This is a genomic window from Streptomyces formicae, from assembly GCF_002556545.1.
GTDB classification, from domain to species: Bacteria; Actinomycetota; Actinomycetes; order Streptomycetales; family Streptomycetaceae; genus Streptomyces; species Streptomyces formicae_A.
The window spans coordinates 4,225,954-4,241,436 of sequence record NZ_CP022685.1 but is presented as its reverse complement, the minus strand read 5'-3'; the positions used below and the strand labels follow the sequence as shown (position 1 = coordinate 4,241,436).

At 72.8% G+C, this 15,483-nt stretch carries 15 protein-coding genes; 9 read left to right on the top strand and 6 right to left on the bottom strand.

Annotated features, from left to right (window positions below; all coding sequences use genetic code 11):
* Positions 1–15 precede the first annotated feature (15 nt).
* Together KY5_RS17950 and KY5_RS17945 are read right to left on the bottom strand one after the other, a co-directional pair.
* Entirely contained in the window at positions 16–1,383 is a 1,368-nt protein-coding gene (locus tag KY5_RS17950) for an MDMPI N domain containing protein (protein WP_418952870.1), read from the bottom strand.
* Positions 1,365–1,973, bottom strand: a complete 609-nt coding sequence (locus tag KY5_RS17945; protein WP_098243205.1) for a sigma-70 family RNA polymerase sigma factor — start codon at positions 1,971–1,973, stop codon at positions 1,365–1,367. Before KY5_RS17945 ends, KY5_RS17950 begins: the two co-directional genes overlap by 19 nt.
* A gap of 258 nt (positions 1,974–2,231) precedes the next feature.
* Between KY5_RS17945 and KY5_RS17940 the strand changes: the two genes are divergently transcribed.
* Positions 2,232–2,606 carry an STAS domain-containing protein gene (locus tag KY5_RS17940; RefSeq protein WP_098243204.1) on the top strand — a complete coding sequence of 125 codons (375 nt, stop codon included), beginning with the start codon at positions 2,232–2,234 and terminating at the stop codon, positions 2,604–2,606.
* A 46-nt stretch (positions 2,607–2,652) separates the two neighbouring features.
* Here the strand turns inward: KY5_RS17940 and KY5_RS17935 are convergent, their stop codons facing one another.
* Positions 2,653–3,084: a hypothetical protein gene (locus tag KY5_RS17935; RefSeq protein ID WP_234362777.1), complete on the bottom strand. Its 432-nt coding sequence runs from the start codon at positions 3,082–3,084 to the stop codon at positions 2,653–2,655.
* A 211-nt stretch (positions 3,085–3,295) separates the two neighbouring features.
* Here KY5_RS17935 and KY5_RS17930 point away from each other — a divergent pair, with 211 nt between their 5' ends.
* On the top strand, positions 3,296–3,808 hold the full coding sequence (locus KY5_RS17930) for an EF-hand domain-containing protein (protein ID WP_098243202.1): 513 nt from the start codon (positions 3,296–3,298) through the stop codon (positions 3,806–3,808).
* Positions 3,809–3,845: 37 nt separating this feature from the next.
* On the opposite strand, the gene KY5_RS17925 is transcribed toward KY5_RS17930, so the two are convergent.
* Positions 3,846–5,423 carry a class I adenylate-forming enzyme family protein gene (locus tag KY5_RS17925; RefSeq protein ID WP_098243201.1) on the bottom strand — a complete coding sequence of 526 codons (1,578 nt, stop codon included), beginning with the start codon at positions 5,421–5,423 and terminating at the stop codon, positions 3,846–3,848.
* Positions 5,424–5,580: 157 nt separating this feature from the next.
* Between KY5_RS17925 and KY5_RS17920 the strand changes: the two genes are divergently transcribed.
* From KY5_RS17920 to KY5_RS17905, 3 genes are all read left to right on the top strand, one after another.
* Positions 5,581–6,744, top strand: a complete 1,164-nt coding sequence (locus KY5_RS17920) for an acyl-CoA dehydrogenase family protein (protein WP_098243200.1) — start codon at positions 5,581–5,583, stop codon at positions 6,742–6,744.
* Between the two features lie 7 nt (positions 6,745–6,751).
* Positions 6,752–7,648: an acyl-CoA dehydrogenase family protein gene (locus KY5_RS17915; RefSeq protein WP_098243199.1), complete on the top strand. Its 897-nt coding sequence runs from the start codon at positions 6,752–6,754 to the stop codon at positions 7,646–7,648.
* Between the two features lie 388 nt (positions 7,649–8,036).
* Entirely contained in the window at positions 8,037–8,525 is a 489-nt protein-coding gene (locus tag KY5_RS17905; protein WP_098243197.1) for an ATP-binding protein, read from the top strand.
* Positions 8,526–8,905: 380 nt separating this feature from the next.
* Here KY5_RS17905 and KY5_RS17900 read toward each other — a convergent pair whose 3' ends face one another.
* A complete protein-coding gene (locus KY5_RS17900; protein WP_098243196.1) occupies positions 8,906–9,865 on the bottom strand; it encodes a cyclase family protein in 960 nt (319 codons plus the stop codon).
* An 84-nt stretch (positions 9,866–9,949) separates the two neighbouring features.
* Between KY5_RS17900 and KY5_RS17895 the strand changes: the two genes are divergently transcribed.
* From KY5_RS17895 to KY5_RS17880, 4 genes are all read left to right on the top strand, one after another.
* On the top strand, positions 9,950–10,861 hold the full coding sequence (locus KY5_RS17895; protein WP_098243195.1) for an SDR family NAD(P)-dependent oxidoreductase: 912 nt from the start codon (positions 9,950–9,952) through the stop codon (positions 10,859–10,861).
* A gap of 8 nt (positions 10,862–10,869) precedes the next feature.
* Positions 10,870–12,084, top strand: a complete 1,215-nt coding sequence (locus KY5_RS17890) for an acyl-CoA dehydrogenase family protein (RefSeq protein WP_098243194.1) — start codon at positions 10,870–10,872, stop codon at positions 12,082–12,084.
* 10 nt (positions 12,085–12,094) lie between these two features.
* The gene (locus KY5_RS17885; RefSeq protein ID WP_098247326.1) at positions 12,095–13,144 is read left to right on the top strand and encodes a Zn-dependent alcohol dehydrogenase; all 1,050 of its coding nucleotides are present in this window, start codon (positions 12,095–12,097) and stop codon (positions 13,142–13,144) included.
* 67 nt (positions 13,145–13,211) lie between these two features.
* On the top strand, positions 13,212–14,501 hold the full coding sequence (locus tag KY5_RS17880; protein WP_234362776.1) for an MFS transporter: 1,290 nt from the start codon (positions 13,212–13,214) through the stop codon (positions 14,499–14,501).
* Here the strand turns inward: KY5_RS17880 and KY5_RS17875 are convergent.
* The gene (locus KY5_RS17875; RefSeq protein WP_098243193.1) at positions 14,415–15,458 is read right to left on the bottom strand and encodes a GlxA family transcriptional regulator; all 1,044 of its coding nucleotides are present in this window, start codon (positions 15,456–15,458) and stop codon (positions 14,415–14,417) included. The two genes, KY5_RS17880 and KY5_RS17875, sit on opposite strands and share 87 nt — an antisense overlap.
* Positions 15,459–15,483 lie beyond the last annotated feature (25 nt).

Below are 15,483 nucleotides of genomic sequence, written 5' to 3'. Positions count from 1 at the left end.
CCCGCCGGTCTACCTCTACATCCGGCTCAGCGAGGCCGCCGCGAACAGCACGTCGCGGATGGCCTCGCGGTCGCCGTCCTGACCCGCGGCCGCCTCCTCCGGCGAGACGTGACCCGCGGCCAGGCGGCAGAACTCCACGCCGTCGAGCGCCACGTGCGCCACTTCCTGCTCGGCGGACGCGCTCGCGGCGGGGGAGTCCAGCGGGATGAACCACTCGCCGCCGCCGAGCCCCTCGATCTCCAGGCGCAGACTGCGGCCCGGCGCGCCCGCCGCGACCAGGCCGCGGGACGGGGCCGCGAGCCCCGAACGGCGCCGGTCGGCCAGCGTGCCGGGGAGCATCCGCGCGGCGAGGTCGATCATGCGGTGCAGATGGCGCGGCGCGGGCGGCGCGTACGGGTAGTCCACGGCGTCGGCGATGTCGCCCGCGTGGATCCAGCACTCGAAGGCGCGGTCCACCATCGAGTCCCGCAGCGGCAGCTCGACCTTCTGGACCCCGTCGGCTCCCGCGTCCGAGTCCGGGTCGGGTCCTGGCAGGGCGACCGTCCCGTACGGCACGGGGAGCCTTCCCGAGCCGCCGCCCGCGAACGACACCGTGCGGATCACCTCGTGGGTCTGCTCGCGCCAGGGGCCGCGCACCGCGCGCGTGGGCGGGAAGTACGACGCGCGCCAGTACGCCTCCGTGCGCTGGGACGGGTCGCGCGGGCTCTTGGTGTCGGGGCCCAGCGGGTCGTCGAGGCCGAGGGCGAGGCCGACCAGGCCGTCGACGGCCAGGAGGTGCGCGATGACTCCGGCCACGGTCGTCTTGCGGCTCACCGGGCCGTTCTCCTCGAACCAGCGCAGCCGCACGGGAGCGTGCCACTCCGAGTCGCCGATGTCCTGGAGGAGGGCGTCGAGCCGGGCGGTCTCCGCGTCGTAGGGCACGGCCCACTCGGGCACCGGGATGCGCGGCGGACGGCGGCCCAGGCAGCTCTCCAGGACCCGGGTGCGCAGACCCGGGTCGAGATCGAGGCTCTCCTCGGGGTGCAGCAGGCCGACGGCGTCGCGCAGCCGCAGCGCCTCCTGCGCGCAGGGGCCGCAGTCGCCCAGGTGGTCCTCGACGGCCGCGGACTCCTCCGCGGAGCACGCGGCGAGCGCCCAGGCGCCGAGCAGGGACTTCAGGACGCGGTGCTCCAGGACGAGCGGCACCACGGGCTCCGGGGGCGGCGGGTCGGGCAGGGGCTCTCCGGTGTCCTCTATCGAGGAGCGCGGCATCGGTATGCGCGGCACGGCCGCGCCCTCCGGAGTGCCGGTGCCGGCCTCCTCGGGGTGGTCGGGGTGCTCGGGGCGGTCCGGACCTTCGAACGGCTCGGGGGTGTCGGCGCCGCTCACAGCGCCGTCCCGTATCCGGACGAGGTGCCGGGCGGCGTGCCGTGGGCCAGGCCCGCCGACGCGTCGCCCGCGTCGTTCGCCGTGGACAGGAGTTGCAGGCCGAGGCGGAGCCTGCGCCGGGCCTCGTCCTCGGTGACGCCGAGGTCGGCGGCGGCCTGGCGGTAGTCGCGCCGCTGGAAGTACGCGAGTTCAAGGGCGGCCCGCAGCGGGGTGGGCATGGCCGTGACGATGTAGTCGGCGCGGGCTGCGGCGGAGGCGCGGCGGACCTTGCGCTCCAGGTCCTCCTTGGTGCCCTCGCCGCCGCGGGCGAGGGCGGCCGACTCGGTCTGGCGGAGCCTGCGGACGGCCTGCTGGTGGGCGAGCGTGGCGATCCAGGAGCGCAGGGGGCCCTGCTTGGGGTCGTACGCGTCGGGGTTCTCCCAGACGTGCGAGAAGACCTCGCGGGTGATGCGGTCGGCCGCGCTCTCGTCGCCGAGGACGCGGTGGGCCAGGCCGTGCACCAGCGAGGCGAAGCGGTCGTACAGCTCGCCGAGCGCGGCGGCTTCCCCGTGCGCGAGCCGCTGCTGCATCCTGCGGTCCCAGCGCCGCGGCGCGTCCTTCGGCATGCGGCCCCCTCCTGCGTACCGTTTCTGACCCTCACTCGAATGTAGTCGGCGCCGCTGACAGCGCACTCCTGTTTACGGCAAAGCGCGCCCCCGGCAGGCACCGGATGATAGTGACGGTGACCTGCTGGTGTTTCATGGGAGACAGGTGGGGCAGCCGAAGCAGAACGAAGCGTAGGAACTGCTTCCGGATCAACGTGCTGAGCAGGGCGGACAGACCGAGTCGGCAGAGCAGGGCAGGGCGAGCGAGAGGCGTGACGCGTGACGCTCAAGGTGACGACGGACGAGCAGGCGGGCTGGGCCGTGCTGTGCGTCTCCGGCGAGATGGACCTGCTGACCTCGCCCGTGGTGCGTCAACACGTGCACGACTCCGTGGCGGAAGGCCGCCGCAGCATCGTCCTCGACCTCTCCGAAGTGCTGTTCTGCGACTCCAGCGGCGTCGGCGTACTGATCGCCACGCGCCGCCTGATCCGCTCCTGCCAGGGCAGGCTGCGCCTGATCCTGCCCGCGCGCGGCGCGGAGGACGGCTCGCACGTGAACCGCGTCCTCGCGGCCCTCGGCGTACGACGGCTCTTCGAGGTCTATCCGGACGTGGGGTCGGCACTGGACGAAGAGGCCGCGCCGCTCTCCGCGTGAACGGTCACACGTGCCGTGTGAACGGTCACATGTGCCGTGTGAACGCTCACACGTGCCGCTTGGCCGTCGCCACGAAGGAGTTGATGGCGTCGCGCGAGACCCGGCGCCGCTCGGCGAGCGCGTCCCTGTCGGCCGCCTTGTGCACCTCGGCGACGTGGTCGAGGGCCTCCGCCGCCTGCCGCACGAGCGCGTCGTCCGCGGTCAGCAACTGCACCCGGAACAGCGCCTCCTGGGCCTCGGAGCGCAGCTCGTAGGACTGGAAGCGCGCCGCCTCGCTCTCCTCGATGCGGTTCTCCTCGCGCCGGAACCAGCGGTCGACGAGGAGCCGCCGGTAGCTGACGAGCGCGCCCGCGTACGCGCAGTACGCGTCGATCCGTTCCTGCCGCAGTTTCTCGCCGCGCGTGAACTCCTCCGTCCGTTCGATCGCCCGCCGCTGAAAGGAGTGCGTGACCCCCGCGCCGAGCAGGGTTCCCAACACCGCTATGACACTCGCCGCAACCGCTTCCACGCGGAACAGTGCAGCACATCACGGCTGTGCCACACCCGTGTCGCAGAATTTCCGCGGTCTTGGCACAAGCGCCGGTTTCCCGCCTCCCGGGCGTCTGCGAAGACGTACGCTCGCTGCGAGAAGTACCAGGCAGTACCCGGAAGACACCCCCCAACCGCGGAAGTGAGGCGGCCCGAAGATCATGGACAGTGCCGAGTACGAGCGTAGGATCGCGGCCCGGTTCGCCACCTTCGACCAGGACGGCAACGGCTACATCTCCCGTGAGGACTTCAGCACGGCGGCGGCCGCGCTGTGCGCGGAGTTCGGGGCCACGGCGCGGTCCGAGAAGGGCCAGGCCCTCTACATCGGGGCCGAGGCGTTCTGGCAGGGCATGGCCGGGATCGCGGACCGGGACGGGGACCAGCGCATCACCCGGGACGAGTTCGTGGGCGGCGCGGTGAAGCGGCTGCGGGACAATCCCGACCGGTTCGCGGAGCTCGCGCGCCCCTTCCTGCTCGCGGTGCTGCGCGTCGCGGACGGCGACGGCGACGGCGCGGCGAGCCCCCAGGAGGCCCAGCGCGCGCTGAAGGCACTCGGCGTGCCCGAGGACGTCGCGGCCGCGGCGGCCGCCGCGCTCGACTCCGACGGCGACGGCCGGGTCTCCGAGGAGGAGATCGTGCGGGCCTTCGCGGCGTACTTCACGGTGCCCGAGTGACCCGCCGCTGAGCCGCACCGCACCGGCCCGGCCCGGCCTAGGGCCGTGAGAAGCGTTCCCGCAGGCGGTACTTGAGTACCTTGCGCAGCGTCTCGTTGCGCGGGAGGGCCTCCACCACCTCCAGTTGCTCCGGCAGCTTGTAGGTGGCGAGGCCCTCCCCGCGCAGGTACGAGGTGACCGCCTCCAGCGTCAGCTCCGGTGCCCCCGGCGGCTGTTCGACGACCGCGCAGACCCGTTCCCCGCGCTCGGGGTCGGGCAGCCCGATGACCGCCGCGTCGCCGACGGCCGGGTGCTGGTGGAGCAGGTCCTCGATCTGCTTGGCCGAGATGTTCTCGCCCTTGCGGATGATGATGTCCTTGGCCCGTCCGGTCAGGACCAGGTGGCCGCTCTCCTTGACGTGCCCGAGGTCGCCGGTGATCAGGAAGCCGTCCGCGTCGAAGACGTCCGCGCTCTGCCCGGGGTCCAGATAGCCCTGGCAGACGGCCTCTCCGCGCAGCCGCACCTCGCCGTCCGTCCCCGGCGGCAGCTCCGCGCCCTCGGCGTCCGTGATCCGGATCCGCATGCCCTCGGGCGGCAGCCCCTCGGTCGTCGCGAGGTTCTCCGCCGTGTCGTCGGGCGCGCCCATCGTGATCATCGGCACTTCGGTCATGCCGTAGCCGTGGGTGAGCTGGCAGCCCATCTCGCGTACGACGGAGTGGTAGATCTCCGGAGGCTTGGGCGCCCCGCCGCCCGCGAGGAGGCGCAGCGTCGGTATGAGCCGTTCGCCCGGCGGCAGTTGGCGCTGCTGGGTGAGGAACATCGAGTAGAACGCGGTCGAGCCGCCCGCCACCGTCACGCCGTGCCGCCGGTAGCCGTCGAGCGCGTCGGGCAGCGCGAACCGCTCGAACATCACCGCGGGGAAGCCGTAGAGCAGCAGCATCACGGTGTAGTCGGGGCCCGCGATGTGCGCGAAGGGGAACGCCATCGAGCCGACGTCGGAGGAGGTCAGGTGCAGCGCGTGGGCCAGGCACGAGCCGCCCGCGATCAGCGAACGGTCGGTGTGGAGCACGCCCTTGGGGTCGGAGGTGGTGCCCGACGTCCAGTAGATCCAGCGTACGGACGTGCCGTCGGCGGGCGGCGCGGGCAGCACCGAAGGGTCGCCGTCGGGCAGCTCGTCGTACGCCTCGAAGACCGTGAATCCGCCCTGCTCGGCGAGGCTTCGGGCCATCGCGGTGTGGTCGAAGCCGCGCCAGACGCCGGGCACCGCGAAGAACTCGGCCTTCGACTCGCGCAGCGCGAAGCCGACTTCGCGGTCGCGGTGGAAGGGGATCACCGGGGACTGGACCGCGCCGACGCGGGCCAGCGCGAAGGAGAGCAGCGCGGTCTCGATGCGGGTGGGCAGCTGCCAGGCGACGACCGTGCCGGGGCGTACGCCCTTCGCGTACAGGCCCGCCGCGACGCGTTCGGCGCGGTCCCTCAGCTCCCCGAAGGTGAGCGTGCGGTCGTCGGCGGGGTCGTCGGCCGACTGGATGAGGACGGGGGCGTCGGGGGTGAGCGCGGCCCGGCGCTCGATGAGCTCCCAGAGGGTGCGGGAGGCGCCCAGTTCGTACGCGGTCTCGTTCTCCGAGGTCCTCATGCGCTCCAGATCCCCTCGTGAAGAGCTGAACTGACGGCTAGTCAGATTAGGTCGAGAGCGTAAGCCTCGGTGCCTTGTCGGTCCAGGGGTGCGGGGCTAGCCTGACTTCTGACGGGTCATCAGATAGCCCGGTGGGGCTGTGGGAGGTAGGCGCCGCGTGGACCTCACGTACACCGCGGAGGAGGACGAGTTCCGGGCGCGCCTGAGCCGGTGGCTGGCCAGGACGCTGCCCGAACTGCCGCCGCCCCCCGACCCGCTGGACTGGCCGGGGCGGCGCGCGTACGACACGGGGTGGCAGCGCAGGCTGTACGACGCCGGGTACGCGGGCCTGCACTGGCCCGTCGACGCGGGCGGGCAGGGCGCGACGCCCACGCAGCACCTGATCTTCCTGGAGGAGACGGAGAAGGCGGGCGCGCCCTACGTAGGGGCCAATTTCGTCGGGCTGCTGCACGCGGGCCCGACCATCGCCTCCGAAGGGAGCGCAGAACAGCGCGCGCGGTGGCTGCCGCCGGTGCTGCGCGGCGAGGAGGTGTGGTGCCAGGGCTTCAGCGAGCCCGACGCCGGGTCCGACCTCGCGTCGCTGTGCACGCGCGCGTGGCGCGACGGCGACCACTACGTGGTGAGCGGCTCCAAGATCTGGACCTCGCACGCGGAGGTCGCCGACTGGTGCGAACTCCTGGTGCGCACCACCCCGGTGAGCGGGTCCGTCCCCAAGCACCGCGGCATCTCCTGGCTCGCGATGCCGATGGACGCGCCCGGGATCACCGTGCGCCCGCTGCGCACGCTCGCCGGGTCCACGGAGTTCGCCGAGATGTTCCTCGACGAGGTCAGGGTGCCGGTGTCCCACCGCGTGGGGGACGAGAACGACGGCTGGCGCGTGACGATGGTGACCCTGTCGTACGAGCGGGGCACCGCCTTCGTGGGGGAGGTGGTGGCCTGTCGGCGCGTCCTCGGCGAACTCGCCCGCGAGGCGCGCAAGAACGGCCGCTGGGACGACGCGGTGCTCCGCCGCAGGCTCGGGCACCTGAGTGCGGAGTTCGCCGCGCTGTGGCGGCTCACCCAGTGGAACGTGAGCGAGTCCCAGCGCACCGGCGGGGTGCCCGGCGTCGGCGGCTCGGTCTTCAAGCTGCACTACTCGCACGCGCGCCAGGAGCTGTACGAAGCGGCCGCCGACGTGCTCGGACCCGGCGCGCTCGACCTCGGCCACCCGTGGAACCACGACCGGCTCTCCTCGCTGTCCTACACGATCGCCGCGGGCACCTCGCAGATCCAGCAGAACATCGTCGCCGAGCGGATACTCGGCCTCCCGAAGGGGCGGTGAGGACCGTATGGACTTCCAACTCACCGAGGATCAGCGCGCGTTGCGGGACGGCGTGCGCGACCTCCTGGAGGGGCGGTTCGACCGGACGGCGCTGCGGGCCGCCGTGGACGCCTCCGAGCGGGCGGGGGCCGCCGCGCTAGACAGGGAGCTGTGGCGTGAGCTCGGCGCCGCCGGGTTCTTCTCGCTGGCCCTGCCGGAGGCCGACGGCGGCGTCGGGCTCGGGCTCCCCGAGGCGGTGCTCGCCTTCGAGGAGGCGGGGCGGGCGCTGCTGCCCGGACCGCTGGTCGCCACATTCCTCGCAGCCGGGGAGATTCCGGGCGCCGCGTCCGGCGACGTGATGGTGACGGCCGCCGACGGGCCGCTCGTCGCCTGGCTCGACGAGGCCGACGTGGTGCGCGGGGACGTGGCGGGCGCCGTCCCCGCCCGGTCGGTCGACCCGCTGACCCCGCTGCACCGGCTGCCCGCCGATGCGCCCCGGGAGGACGGCGGCCCCTTCCTGGACGGCGCCGGTGCCCTGCTCACCGCCGCCGAGCAGCTCGGCAGTGCCGCGCGCACCACGGAGATGGCCGTTCAATATGCCCGCGAACGCGTACAGTTCGGACAGTTGATCGGTGCCTTCCAGGCCGTGAAGCACCTCTGCGCACAGATGCTCGTACGCGCCGAGATCGCCCGCGGCGCCGTCTACGCGGCGGCCGTCACCGGCGACCCGCTGGAGGTGTGCGGGGCCAAGCTGCTCGCCGACGACGCCGCGGTGCGCAACGCCAGGGACTGCCTCCAGGTGCACGGCGGCATGGGCTTCACCTGGGAGGCGGACGTGCACCTGCATCTGAAGCGGGCCTGGGTGCGGGCCGGTACCGGGCGCTCGGCGGGCGACGCGGAGGAGGCGCTGGCCGCTGCGCTGTGACCGTGCGACGTGACGCTACGGAGCGTCGATATCGGGTTGTGTCCTACGCGTGACTCGTCACGGCACGGAGTCGGTGTCCGCCTCGGGTACCTTGTGTGAGATGCGAGTGGTTCTGAGCCTGAGCCATCCCGGTGTTGCCCCTGAGGCCGCGCCGGACCCGGCAATGCGCGCCGCTCGCAGGGCGGGACGCGGATCCGTGCCTGCCTGTTCGACCCCCCGCGGCGCGCGTCGCACAGTATGCAGCACGCGTACTCCTTCGCGCTGGAATATGCCCGAAGCGCTTGTTGGGGTGACTGAACGTCAATCATGCTGTCTCCCAAGGGGATCACGTTCCGTGACCCTGTGGAGTCGCGAGGCGATGTGTCCGCCGGTTCGGATGGTGTGAGCGGTGCAGGTGCTTCAAGTTCAGCTGGAGGTCGGGGCCGACCCCGCAGAGGTGGGACGGGCCAGGCGTTGGGCCCGTTCACGGCTCGCGGGCTCGGGGATACAGGCGGACGAGCCGGTGGCCGAGACGCTCATCCTGCTGATCTCGGAGCTCGTCACCAACGCCGTTGTGCACACGGGCTGTCCGGCCGTTCTGCGCATGCTGCTCCCCGGCATGCCCGGCCCCGCCGACGCGCCGGGCACGGTCCGGGTCGAGGTGGCCGACCGCAGCGCCCGCCCGCCGAGGCCCCGGCACGCCGAGGGTGACGACACCAACGGCCGCGGCCTGGAGCTCGTCGACGGCCTCGCGGACCGCTGGGGCTGGCAGCACGAGGGCGCGGGCAAGAGCATCTGGTGCGAGATCGACCGGTGCGACGCGGGCGTCGCCGCGACCACGTTCGACGGGACGACCTACGACGACGCCGACGCGGATGCCGCGTACGAGGCGGTCTGAGCCCCCTGCCTGGACTTCTGCCCCCGTATGCGCCGTCACGTGCCACGATGCGCGCGCCCGTGCGCGGGTAGGCCAAAGCGTGCATAAGCCACTAATTGCCGAGCGGGTATTGACGTAGCGTGTCCGATTGATCACGCTTGTGACAGCGATTCGCCGCGAGGGGACGTCGAGGATGCTCAGTGACGGGAGAGTCCTTGACGAGATGTGGGTCGTGATCCGGCGTCAGTCCCTTCGGGGTCGCGAGGGCCCTCCGGGGCCACGAGGGTCCTTCGGGGTCGCGAGGGGCAGGGCCGAGCGCCGGAGCCGGATGGGCGGCGCGCGCGGCATCGCGCTCGGGGCGGAAGCCGACGCGCCGCCTTCCGGGAGGGCCTCGGGGCCCGCTACAGGACGGCGACCGGCGCCACCGGAGTCCCCGTACCGCCGATGAACGGCTCGGGCATCGCCGAGAGCAGGAAGGCGTAGCGGGATTCTTCCGCACAGGCTGTGGACAACTTTTCCAGATCCCAGTTCTGGCCCTGGAGCATCCCCATCTCGACCAGGTCGAGCGCGTGCACGGGCAGCCACAGGTTCTCGATCTCCGGCGGGAAGATCTCGAAGGTCAGGGTGTCGTTGGCGACCGCCGCGACGTCGTGGGCGTGGAACCACTCGGGCGTGCGCAGCGAGAGCCCCGGCGAGGGGTAGGCGTACGCGTGTTTGTCGCCCGCCAGGTAGACCTGGAGCTGCCCGGTGCGGACGAGCGCGATGTCTCCCGCCCGTACCGTCACGCCCCCGAACTCCGCCGCCTCGTCCAGGTCTTCGGGCGTGACCGCGTGGTCGCCGGGCAGCCGGTCCAGGCCCTTGGCGCGCGCGACGTCGAGCAGGACGCCGCGCGAGACGACGTAGGGCACCTTGTCGATGCCGCTGTGCCGGGCGCCCGCGTGTGCGGTGATGGTGTCGGCGGGGCGGCCGTTGTAGATCCTGCCCGAGTGCGAGACGTGGGTGAGCGCGTCCCAGTGGGTGGCCGTCTGCAAGCCCATCGTGACCGCGTCGTCGCTGGTGGCGACCGTGCCGGGGCCGAAGATCTGCTGGTTGATCTGCACCATCGTGTGCAGCGGGTTGACCCGCCCGGGGATCATCCCGGTCTGTACGCCGTCCTCCTTGAGCGGCAGCGCGAGCGGCACGCGCCGGCCGCTGCGGACGGTCGCGGCGGCCTCGCGCACGACCTCGTCGGTGACGAGGTTGAGCGTGCCGATCTCGTCGTCGGAACCCCAACGGCCCCAGTTGTTCACGCGCTTGGCGATGTCGTGGAACTCCGGCGGCAGGCCGCTGGGTGCCGCGTCCGCGCCTGGTGAGTCTGACATGAGTCCTCCCCGGGGCTTGTCTTTCGGTATCTGACGGGTCATAGAATCTAACGGTCCGTCAGAAACCGCGGGAAGGGGCCGGACGTGGGGAACTTCTTGGCAGGCAAGGTGGTGGCCGTGACCGGTGCCGGGCGCGGCATCGGCAGGGCCGTCGCGCTCGCCGCGGCAGCCGAGGGAGCGAGGGTCGTCGTCAACGACTACGGCGTCTCCATGGAAGGCGGCGAGCCGACCAGCGAGATAGCCGACGCCGTGGTCAAGGAGATCCAGGCCGCGGGCGGCGAGGCCGTCGCCGTCGCCGACGACATCTCCACCATGGCGGGCGGGCAGCGCATCGTCGACGTCGCGCTCGCCGAGTACGGGCGCGTCGACGGCGTCGTCTGCGTCGCCGGGATCCTGCGCGAACGCATGCTCTTCAACATGTCCGAACAGGAGTGGGACCCCGTCGTCGCCACCCACCTCAAGGGCACCTTCACCGTCTTCAGGGCCGCCTCCGCCGTCATGCGCAAGCAGGGCGCCGGCACGCTCATCGGCTTCACCAGCGGCAACCACCAGGGCTCCGTCGCGCAGGCCAACTACAGTGCGGCCAAGGGCGGGATCATCTCGCTGGTGCGCAGCGCGGCGCTCGGCCTCAACAAGTACGGCGTGACCGCCAACGCCGTCGCGCCCGTCGCCCGTACGCGGATGTCGGCGAACGTCCCGATGGAGCTCAAGGAGATCGGCGAGCCCGAGGACGTCGCCGCCCTCGTCACCTATCTGCTCAGCGACCGGGCCCGCGAGGAGAAGATCACCGGGCAGGTCTACACGATCGCGGGCCCCAAGATCGCCGTATGGGCGCAGCCGCGCGAGCTGCGCGCCGGGTACGCGGACGGCGCCTGGACGCCTCAGAAGATCGCCGACTTCCTGCCGGGGACGGTCGGCGTCGACCCCATGCCGATGCTGGCGCACCTGGAGGCCATGGCCAAGGCGGCGGCCGCCAAAGACCGGCCGAACGCGTAGGCGGGGCCGTGGAGTTCGGCTTCTCCGCCGCCGACGAGGAGTTCCGCGCCGAGGCGCGGGCCTGGCTCGCCGAGCATCTCACCGGCGCCTTCGCCGCATCGGTCGGCCGTGGCGGCCCCGGCAGCGAACACGAGGACGGCACCCAACGCCGGGCCTGGGAGCGCGAGTTGGGGCGCGGCGGCTGGATCGGCATCGGCTGGGACTGTGACGCGTACGGGAACCGGCGGGCCACCCTGACCCAGCAGGTCGTCTGGGCCGAGGAGTACGCGCGCGCGGGTGCCCCCGGACGCTACGGACACATCGGCGAGAACCTCCTGGCGCCCACCCTCATCGCGCACGGCACCCAGGAGCAGCGGGACGAGTTCCTGCCGCCCATCGCGCGCGGGGAAGCCCTCTGGTGCCAGGGCTACAGCGAGCCGGGCGCGGGTTCCGACCTGGCGGGGCTGCGTACGGCCGCCGTGCGGGACGGGGACACCTACCGGATCAGCGGTCAGAAGGTGTGGACGTCGCTCGCCCACGACGCCGACTGGTGCTTCGTCCTCGCGCGTACGCGGGAGGGCTCCCAGGGGCACCACGGCCTGTCGTTCCTGCTCGTCCCGATGGACCAGCCGGGACGGATCGAGGTGCGCCCCATCCGGCAGTTGACGGGCACGAGCGAGTTCAACGAAGTCTTCTTCGACGGGGCCCACGCGCGCGTGGCTCACGTGGTGGGCGGCGAGGGCAACGGCTGGCGCGTCGCCATGGGGCTGCTCGGCTTCGAGCGCGGGGTCTCCACGCTCGTCCAGCAGATCGGGTTCGCCGAGGAGCTCGCTGGCGTGCTGCGCGAGGCCGTCGCGGGCGGGGCGGCCGACGATCCCGTGCTCCGCGACCGTCTCGTACGGCAGTGGGCGCAGCTGCGGGTGATGCGGTGGAACGCGCTGCGGACGCTGGGGGGTTCGGGAGCCGGTGGGGCCGCCGACACGGGGGCGCCGAGCGTCGCCAAGCTGCTGTGGGGGCGCTGGCACCAGCGGCTCGGGGAGCTCGCGATGGGGGTCAGGGGCGCGTCGGCCACCGTCGGGCCCGCGGACTGGTCCGAGGCGTCCCCGTACGAACTCGACGCCCTGCAACGGCTCTTCCTCTTCACCCGCGCCGACACGATCTACGGCGGCTCGGACGAGATCCAGCGGAACATCATCGCCGAGCGCGTGCTCGGTCTGCCGAGAGAGGCCAGGGGGCCTCGGTGAGGGGTGCGTGGTGAGGGGTGTCGTCTTCGATGGCAAGCGCGTCGAGGTCGTGGATGACCTGGAGATACGTGATCCGGGTCCCGGCGAGGTCCTGGTCGCGATCGCCGCTGCCGGGCTCTGTCACAGCGATCTCTCGGTGATCGACGGGACCATTCCGTTCCCGCCGCCCGTGGTGCTCGGGCACGAGGGGGCCGGGGTCGTGGAGGCCGTGGGGGCCGGGGTGGGCCACGTCGCGCCCGGCGACCACGTGGCCCTGTCGACCATCGCGAGCTGCGGGGCCTGCGCGGAGTGCAACAGGGGGCGGCCGACCATGTGCCGCAAGGCCATCGGCAGGCCCGACAAGACGTTTTCGCGCGGCGGGCGGCCGATCTACCAGTTCGCCGCCAACTCCGCCTTCGCCGAACGCACGATCGTCAAGGCCGTGCAGGCGGTGAAGATCGCCGATGACATTCCGCTGACCTCGGCCGCGCTGATCGGCTGCGGCGTGGTCACCGGCGTCGGCGCCGTGCTCAACCGGGCGAAGGTCGACCGGGGCGAGTCCGTGGTGGTGATCGGCACGGGCGGCATCGGGCTCAACGTCCTGCAAGGGGCGCGGATCGCCGGTGCGACGCGCATCGTCGCGGTGGACGCCAACCCCGAGAAGGAGGCCGTGGCACGGCAGTTCGGGGCCACGCACTTCCTGCGCTCGACCGAGGGCGTCAAGGAGATCCTGCCCGATGGCGCCGATCACGCCTTCGAGTGCGTGGGCCGCGTCGAGCTGGTGCGCGAGGCGATCGACCTGCTCGACCGGCACGGCCAGGCGGTCCTGCTCGGCATGCCCGCCGCCACGGCCGAGGCGTCGTTCGTGGTCGCGTCGATGTTCCTCGACAAGTCCATCCTCGGCTGCCGCTACGGATCGGCGCGCCCCCAAAGGGACTTCGCGCTCTACGCCGAGCTGTACCGCTCGGGACGGCTCATGCTGGACGAACTGGTCACCGCCACCTACCCGGTCGAGGACTTCGCCAAGGCCGTGCAGGACGCGGAGGCGGGGCGGGTGGCGCGCGGGGTGCTGACGTTCTGAGGCCGGTGGCGAGACGGCTGTGGATAAATCCGTGGGCGATGTCAGTGCCGTCCCCTAGCTTCGGAACATGAGCTATCGCGAGGTCATGACCAAGGAGGTCGTCCGCTGGGGCGTCGTGGCCGTCGGCGCCCGGATGCCGGTGGCCGCGGCGCCGCTCGCGGTGGTGTTCCTCGTGCGCGAGCGGCCGGGCGGCTATGCCCTGGGCGCGGTGCTCGCCGCGGTGTACGTGATCGGGGAGATCATCGGGGCCCCGCTGCTCGGCGTGCGACTGCGGGCCGAGCGGGCGCGGCCGCAGCTGGCCGTCGGGCTCGCCGTGGGCGCGCTCGGGTTCGCCGCGCTCGGCGCGCTGCCCGCCGCGCACCCCGTGCTGCTCGGGCTCTTCGCCTTCGTCGCGGGCGCGGCGCCCGCCGCCGCGACCGGCGGTCTGCGCGCGCTCCTGAACAGCGTGGTGCCGGAGAAGGCCGTCGCGCAGGCGCTGTCCGTCGAGTCGATGCTGACCTTCGGGATATGGGCCGTCGCGCCCGCCGCCGTCACCGGACTCGCCCTCGGCGTCTCACCGGCGCTCCCGCCGCTCTTCGCCGCCGCGCTCATGGCGTCCGCCGTCGCGGGCCTCTGGCTGCTGCCCGTCGGCTGGGATTCCGACGCGGACGACCGGGGCGGCGAGCCGATGACGCGCATCCTCGTGCGGGCCTGGCCGATCTACGTCACGGGGGCGGCCAGCCTGTCCATGCTCGCCCTCGCCGAGCTGGTGCTGCCCGCGCTCCTGGAACAGCGCGGCATCGGCGTCGGCTGGGCGGGCCCGCTCCTTGCCGGGCTCGCGGTGGGCTCCGCGGTCGGCTCGTTCGTCTACGGACTGCGCTCCTGGCCGGGGCGGCTGCGGACGCAGAGCATGGTGCTGATGTTCGCCGTCTCGGGCTGCCTCGCCCTGGTCGCCCTGCTGCCGTCCCTCGGCTGGCTGTTCGCCGCCCTCGGCGTCGCGGGCGTCCTGCAGGCGGGCGCGATGCTCACCCGGAACCTGTCGCTGCGCGAGGCCCTGCCGCCGAGCGCGCTCGCCGCGGGCTACTCGGTGATGTACGCGGCCGTGGGCGCGGGGTACGCGGCGAGCGGGTCCCTGGCGGGCGCCCTGCTCAGCGTCGCGTCGCCGTCGACGGCGATCCTGGCGGGCGTCGGCCTCAGCGTGGTCCTGACGGTGGCCGGGCTGCTCGGCGAGGTGCGGCCCGCACCGACGACGGCGCCGGTCATGTCCTCCGGGGGCGGTGCCGCGTCGGCTTCAGCGGACGCCGTCGGCGTCCGGGCCGACGACATCGCGGAACGTACGGCGATACGTGGTGGGGGTGACACCGAGCGCGGCCTGTAGGTGCTGGCGCATCGACTGCGCCGTGCCGAAGCCCGCGTCCCGCGCCACCTGGTCGACGGTGAGGCCACTGGACTCGAGGAGGTGCCGCGCCCGCTCCACGCGCTGCTGGGTGAGCCACTGGCCGGGGCTGATGCCGACCTCCTCGCGGAAGCGGCGGGTGAAGGTCCGCACCGACATGGCCTCCTGCTCGGCCAGGTCCCGCAGTTGGAGCGGCCGGTCGAGGCGGTCGAGCGCCCAGGCCCGCGCGGTGCTCGTGGTCGCCAACTGGGGCTCGGGGACCGGGCGTTCGATGTACTGCGCCTGGCCGCCGTCGCGGTGCGGGGGTACGACGGTGAGGCGGGCCACCGCGTTGGCGACGGCGGTGCCGTGGTCGCGGCGCACGATGTGCACGCAGAGGTCGACGCCGGAGGCCACGCCCGCCGACGTCAGGACGTCGCCGTCGTCGATGAACAGCACGTCCGCGTCGACCTTGATCTTCGGGAAGAGCCGCTGGAAGTGCTCGGCGGAGCGCCAGTGCGTGGTCGCGGGGCGGCCGTCGAGGTATCCGGCGGCGGCCAGCACGTACCCGCCCGTGCAGATGGAGATCAGCCGGGTGCCGGGCCTGACGTGCGCGAGCGCCGAGGCGAGCTCGTCGGTCAGCCGGCCCTCCTCGTACACGGGGCCCAGTTCGTACGAGGCGGGCACCACGACGGTGTCCGCCTCGGCGAGGGCCGCCGGCCCGTGCTCGACGAGGATCGCGTAGTCCGCGTCCGTCCGCACCGGCCCGGGTGGCCGGACGGAGCAGGTCACCACCTCGTACAGCGGGTAGCCCGCGGCGTTCCTCGCCCGCCCGAAGATCCGCTGGGGGATGCCCAGTTCGAACGGGATGACGCCGTCGAGGGCGAGGACGACGACGCGGTGGCGCCGTACGGCGGACGGGTCGGGGCCAGTGGCTCGCTCGGGGCTTTCGGTGGCCATGGCCCGATCCTAGCGAAGGATGACC

Bases quoted from the DNA above. Each gene is read 5' to 3' on its own strand.
- KY5_RS17945 (WP_098243205.1), bottom strand. From the start codon at position 1,973: ATGCCGAAGGACGCGCCGCGGCGCTGGGACCGCAGGATGCAGCAGCGG.
- KY5_RS17930 (WP_098243202.1), top strand. From the start codon at position 3,296: ATGGACAGTGCCGAGTACGAGCGTAGGATCGCGGCCCGGTTCGCCACC.
- KY5_RS17925 (WP_098243201.1), bottom strand. From the start codon at position 5,423: ATGAGGACCTCGGAGAACGAGACCGCGTACGAACTGGGCGCCTCCCGC.
- KY5_RS17915 (WP_098243199.1), top strand. From the start codon at position 6,752: ATGGACTTCCAACTCACCGAGGATCAGCGCGCGTTGCGGGACGGCGTG.
- KY5_RS17900 (WP_098243196.1), bottom strand. From the start codon at position 9,865: ATGTCAGACTCACCAGGCGCGGACGCGGCACCCAGCGGCCTGCCGCCG.
- KY5_RS17880 (WP_234362776.1), top strand. From the start codon at position 13,212: ATGAGCTATCGCGAGGTCATGACCAAGGAGGTCGTCCGCTGGGGCGTC.
- KY5_RS17875 (WP_098243193.1), bottom strand. From the start codon at position 15,458: ATGGCCACCGAAAGCCCCGAGCGAGCCACTGGCCCCGACCCGTCCGCC.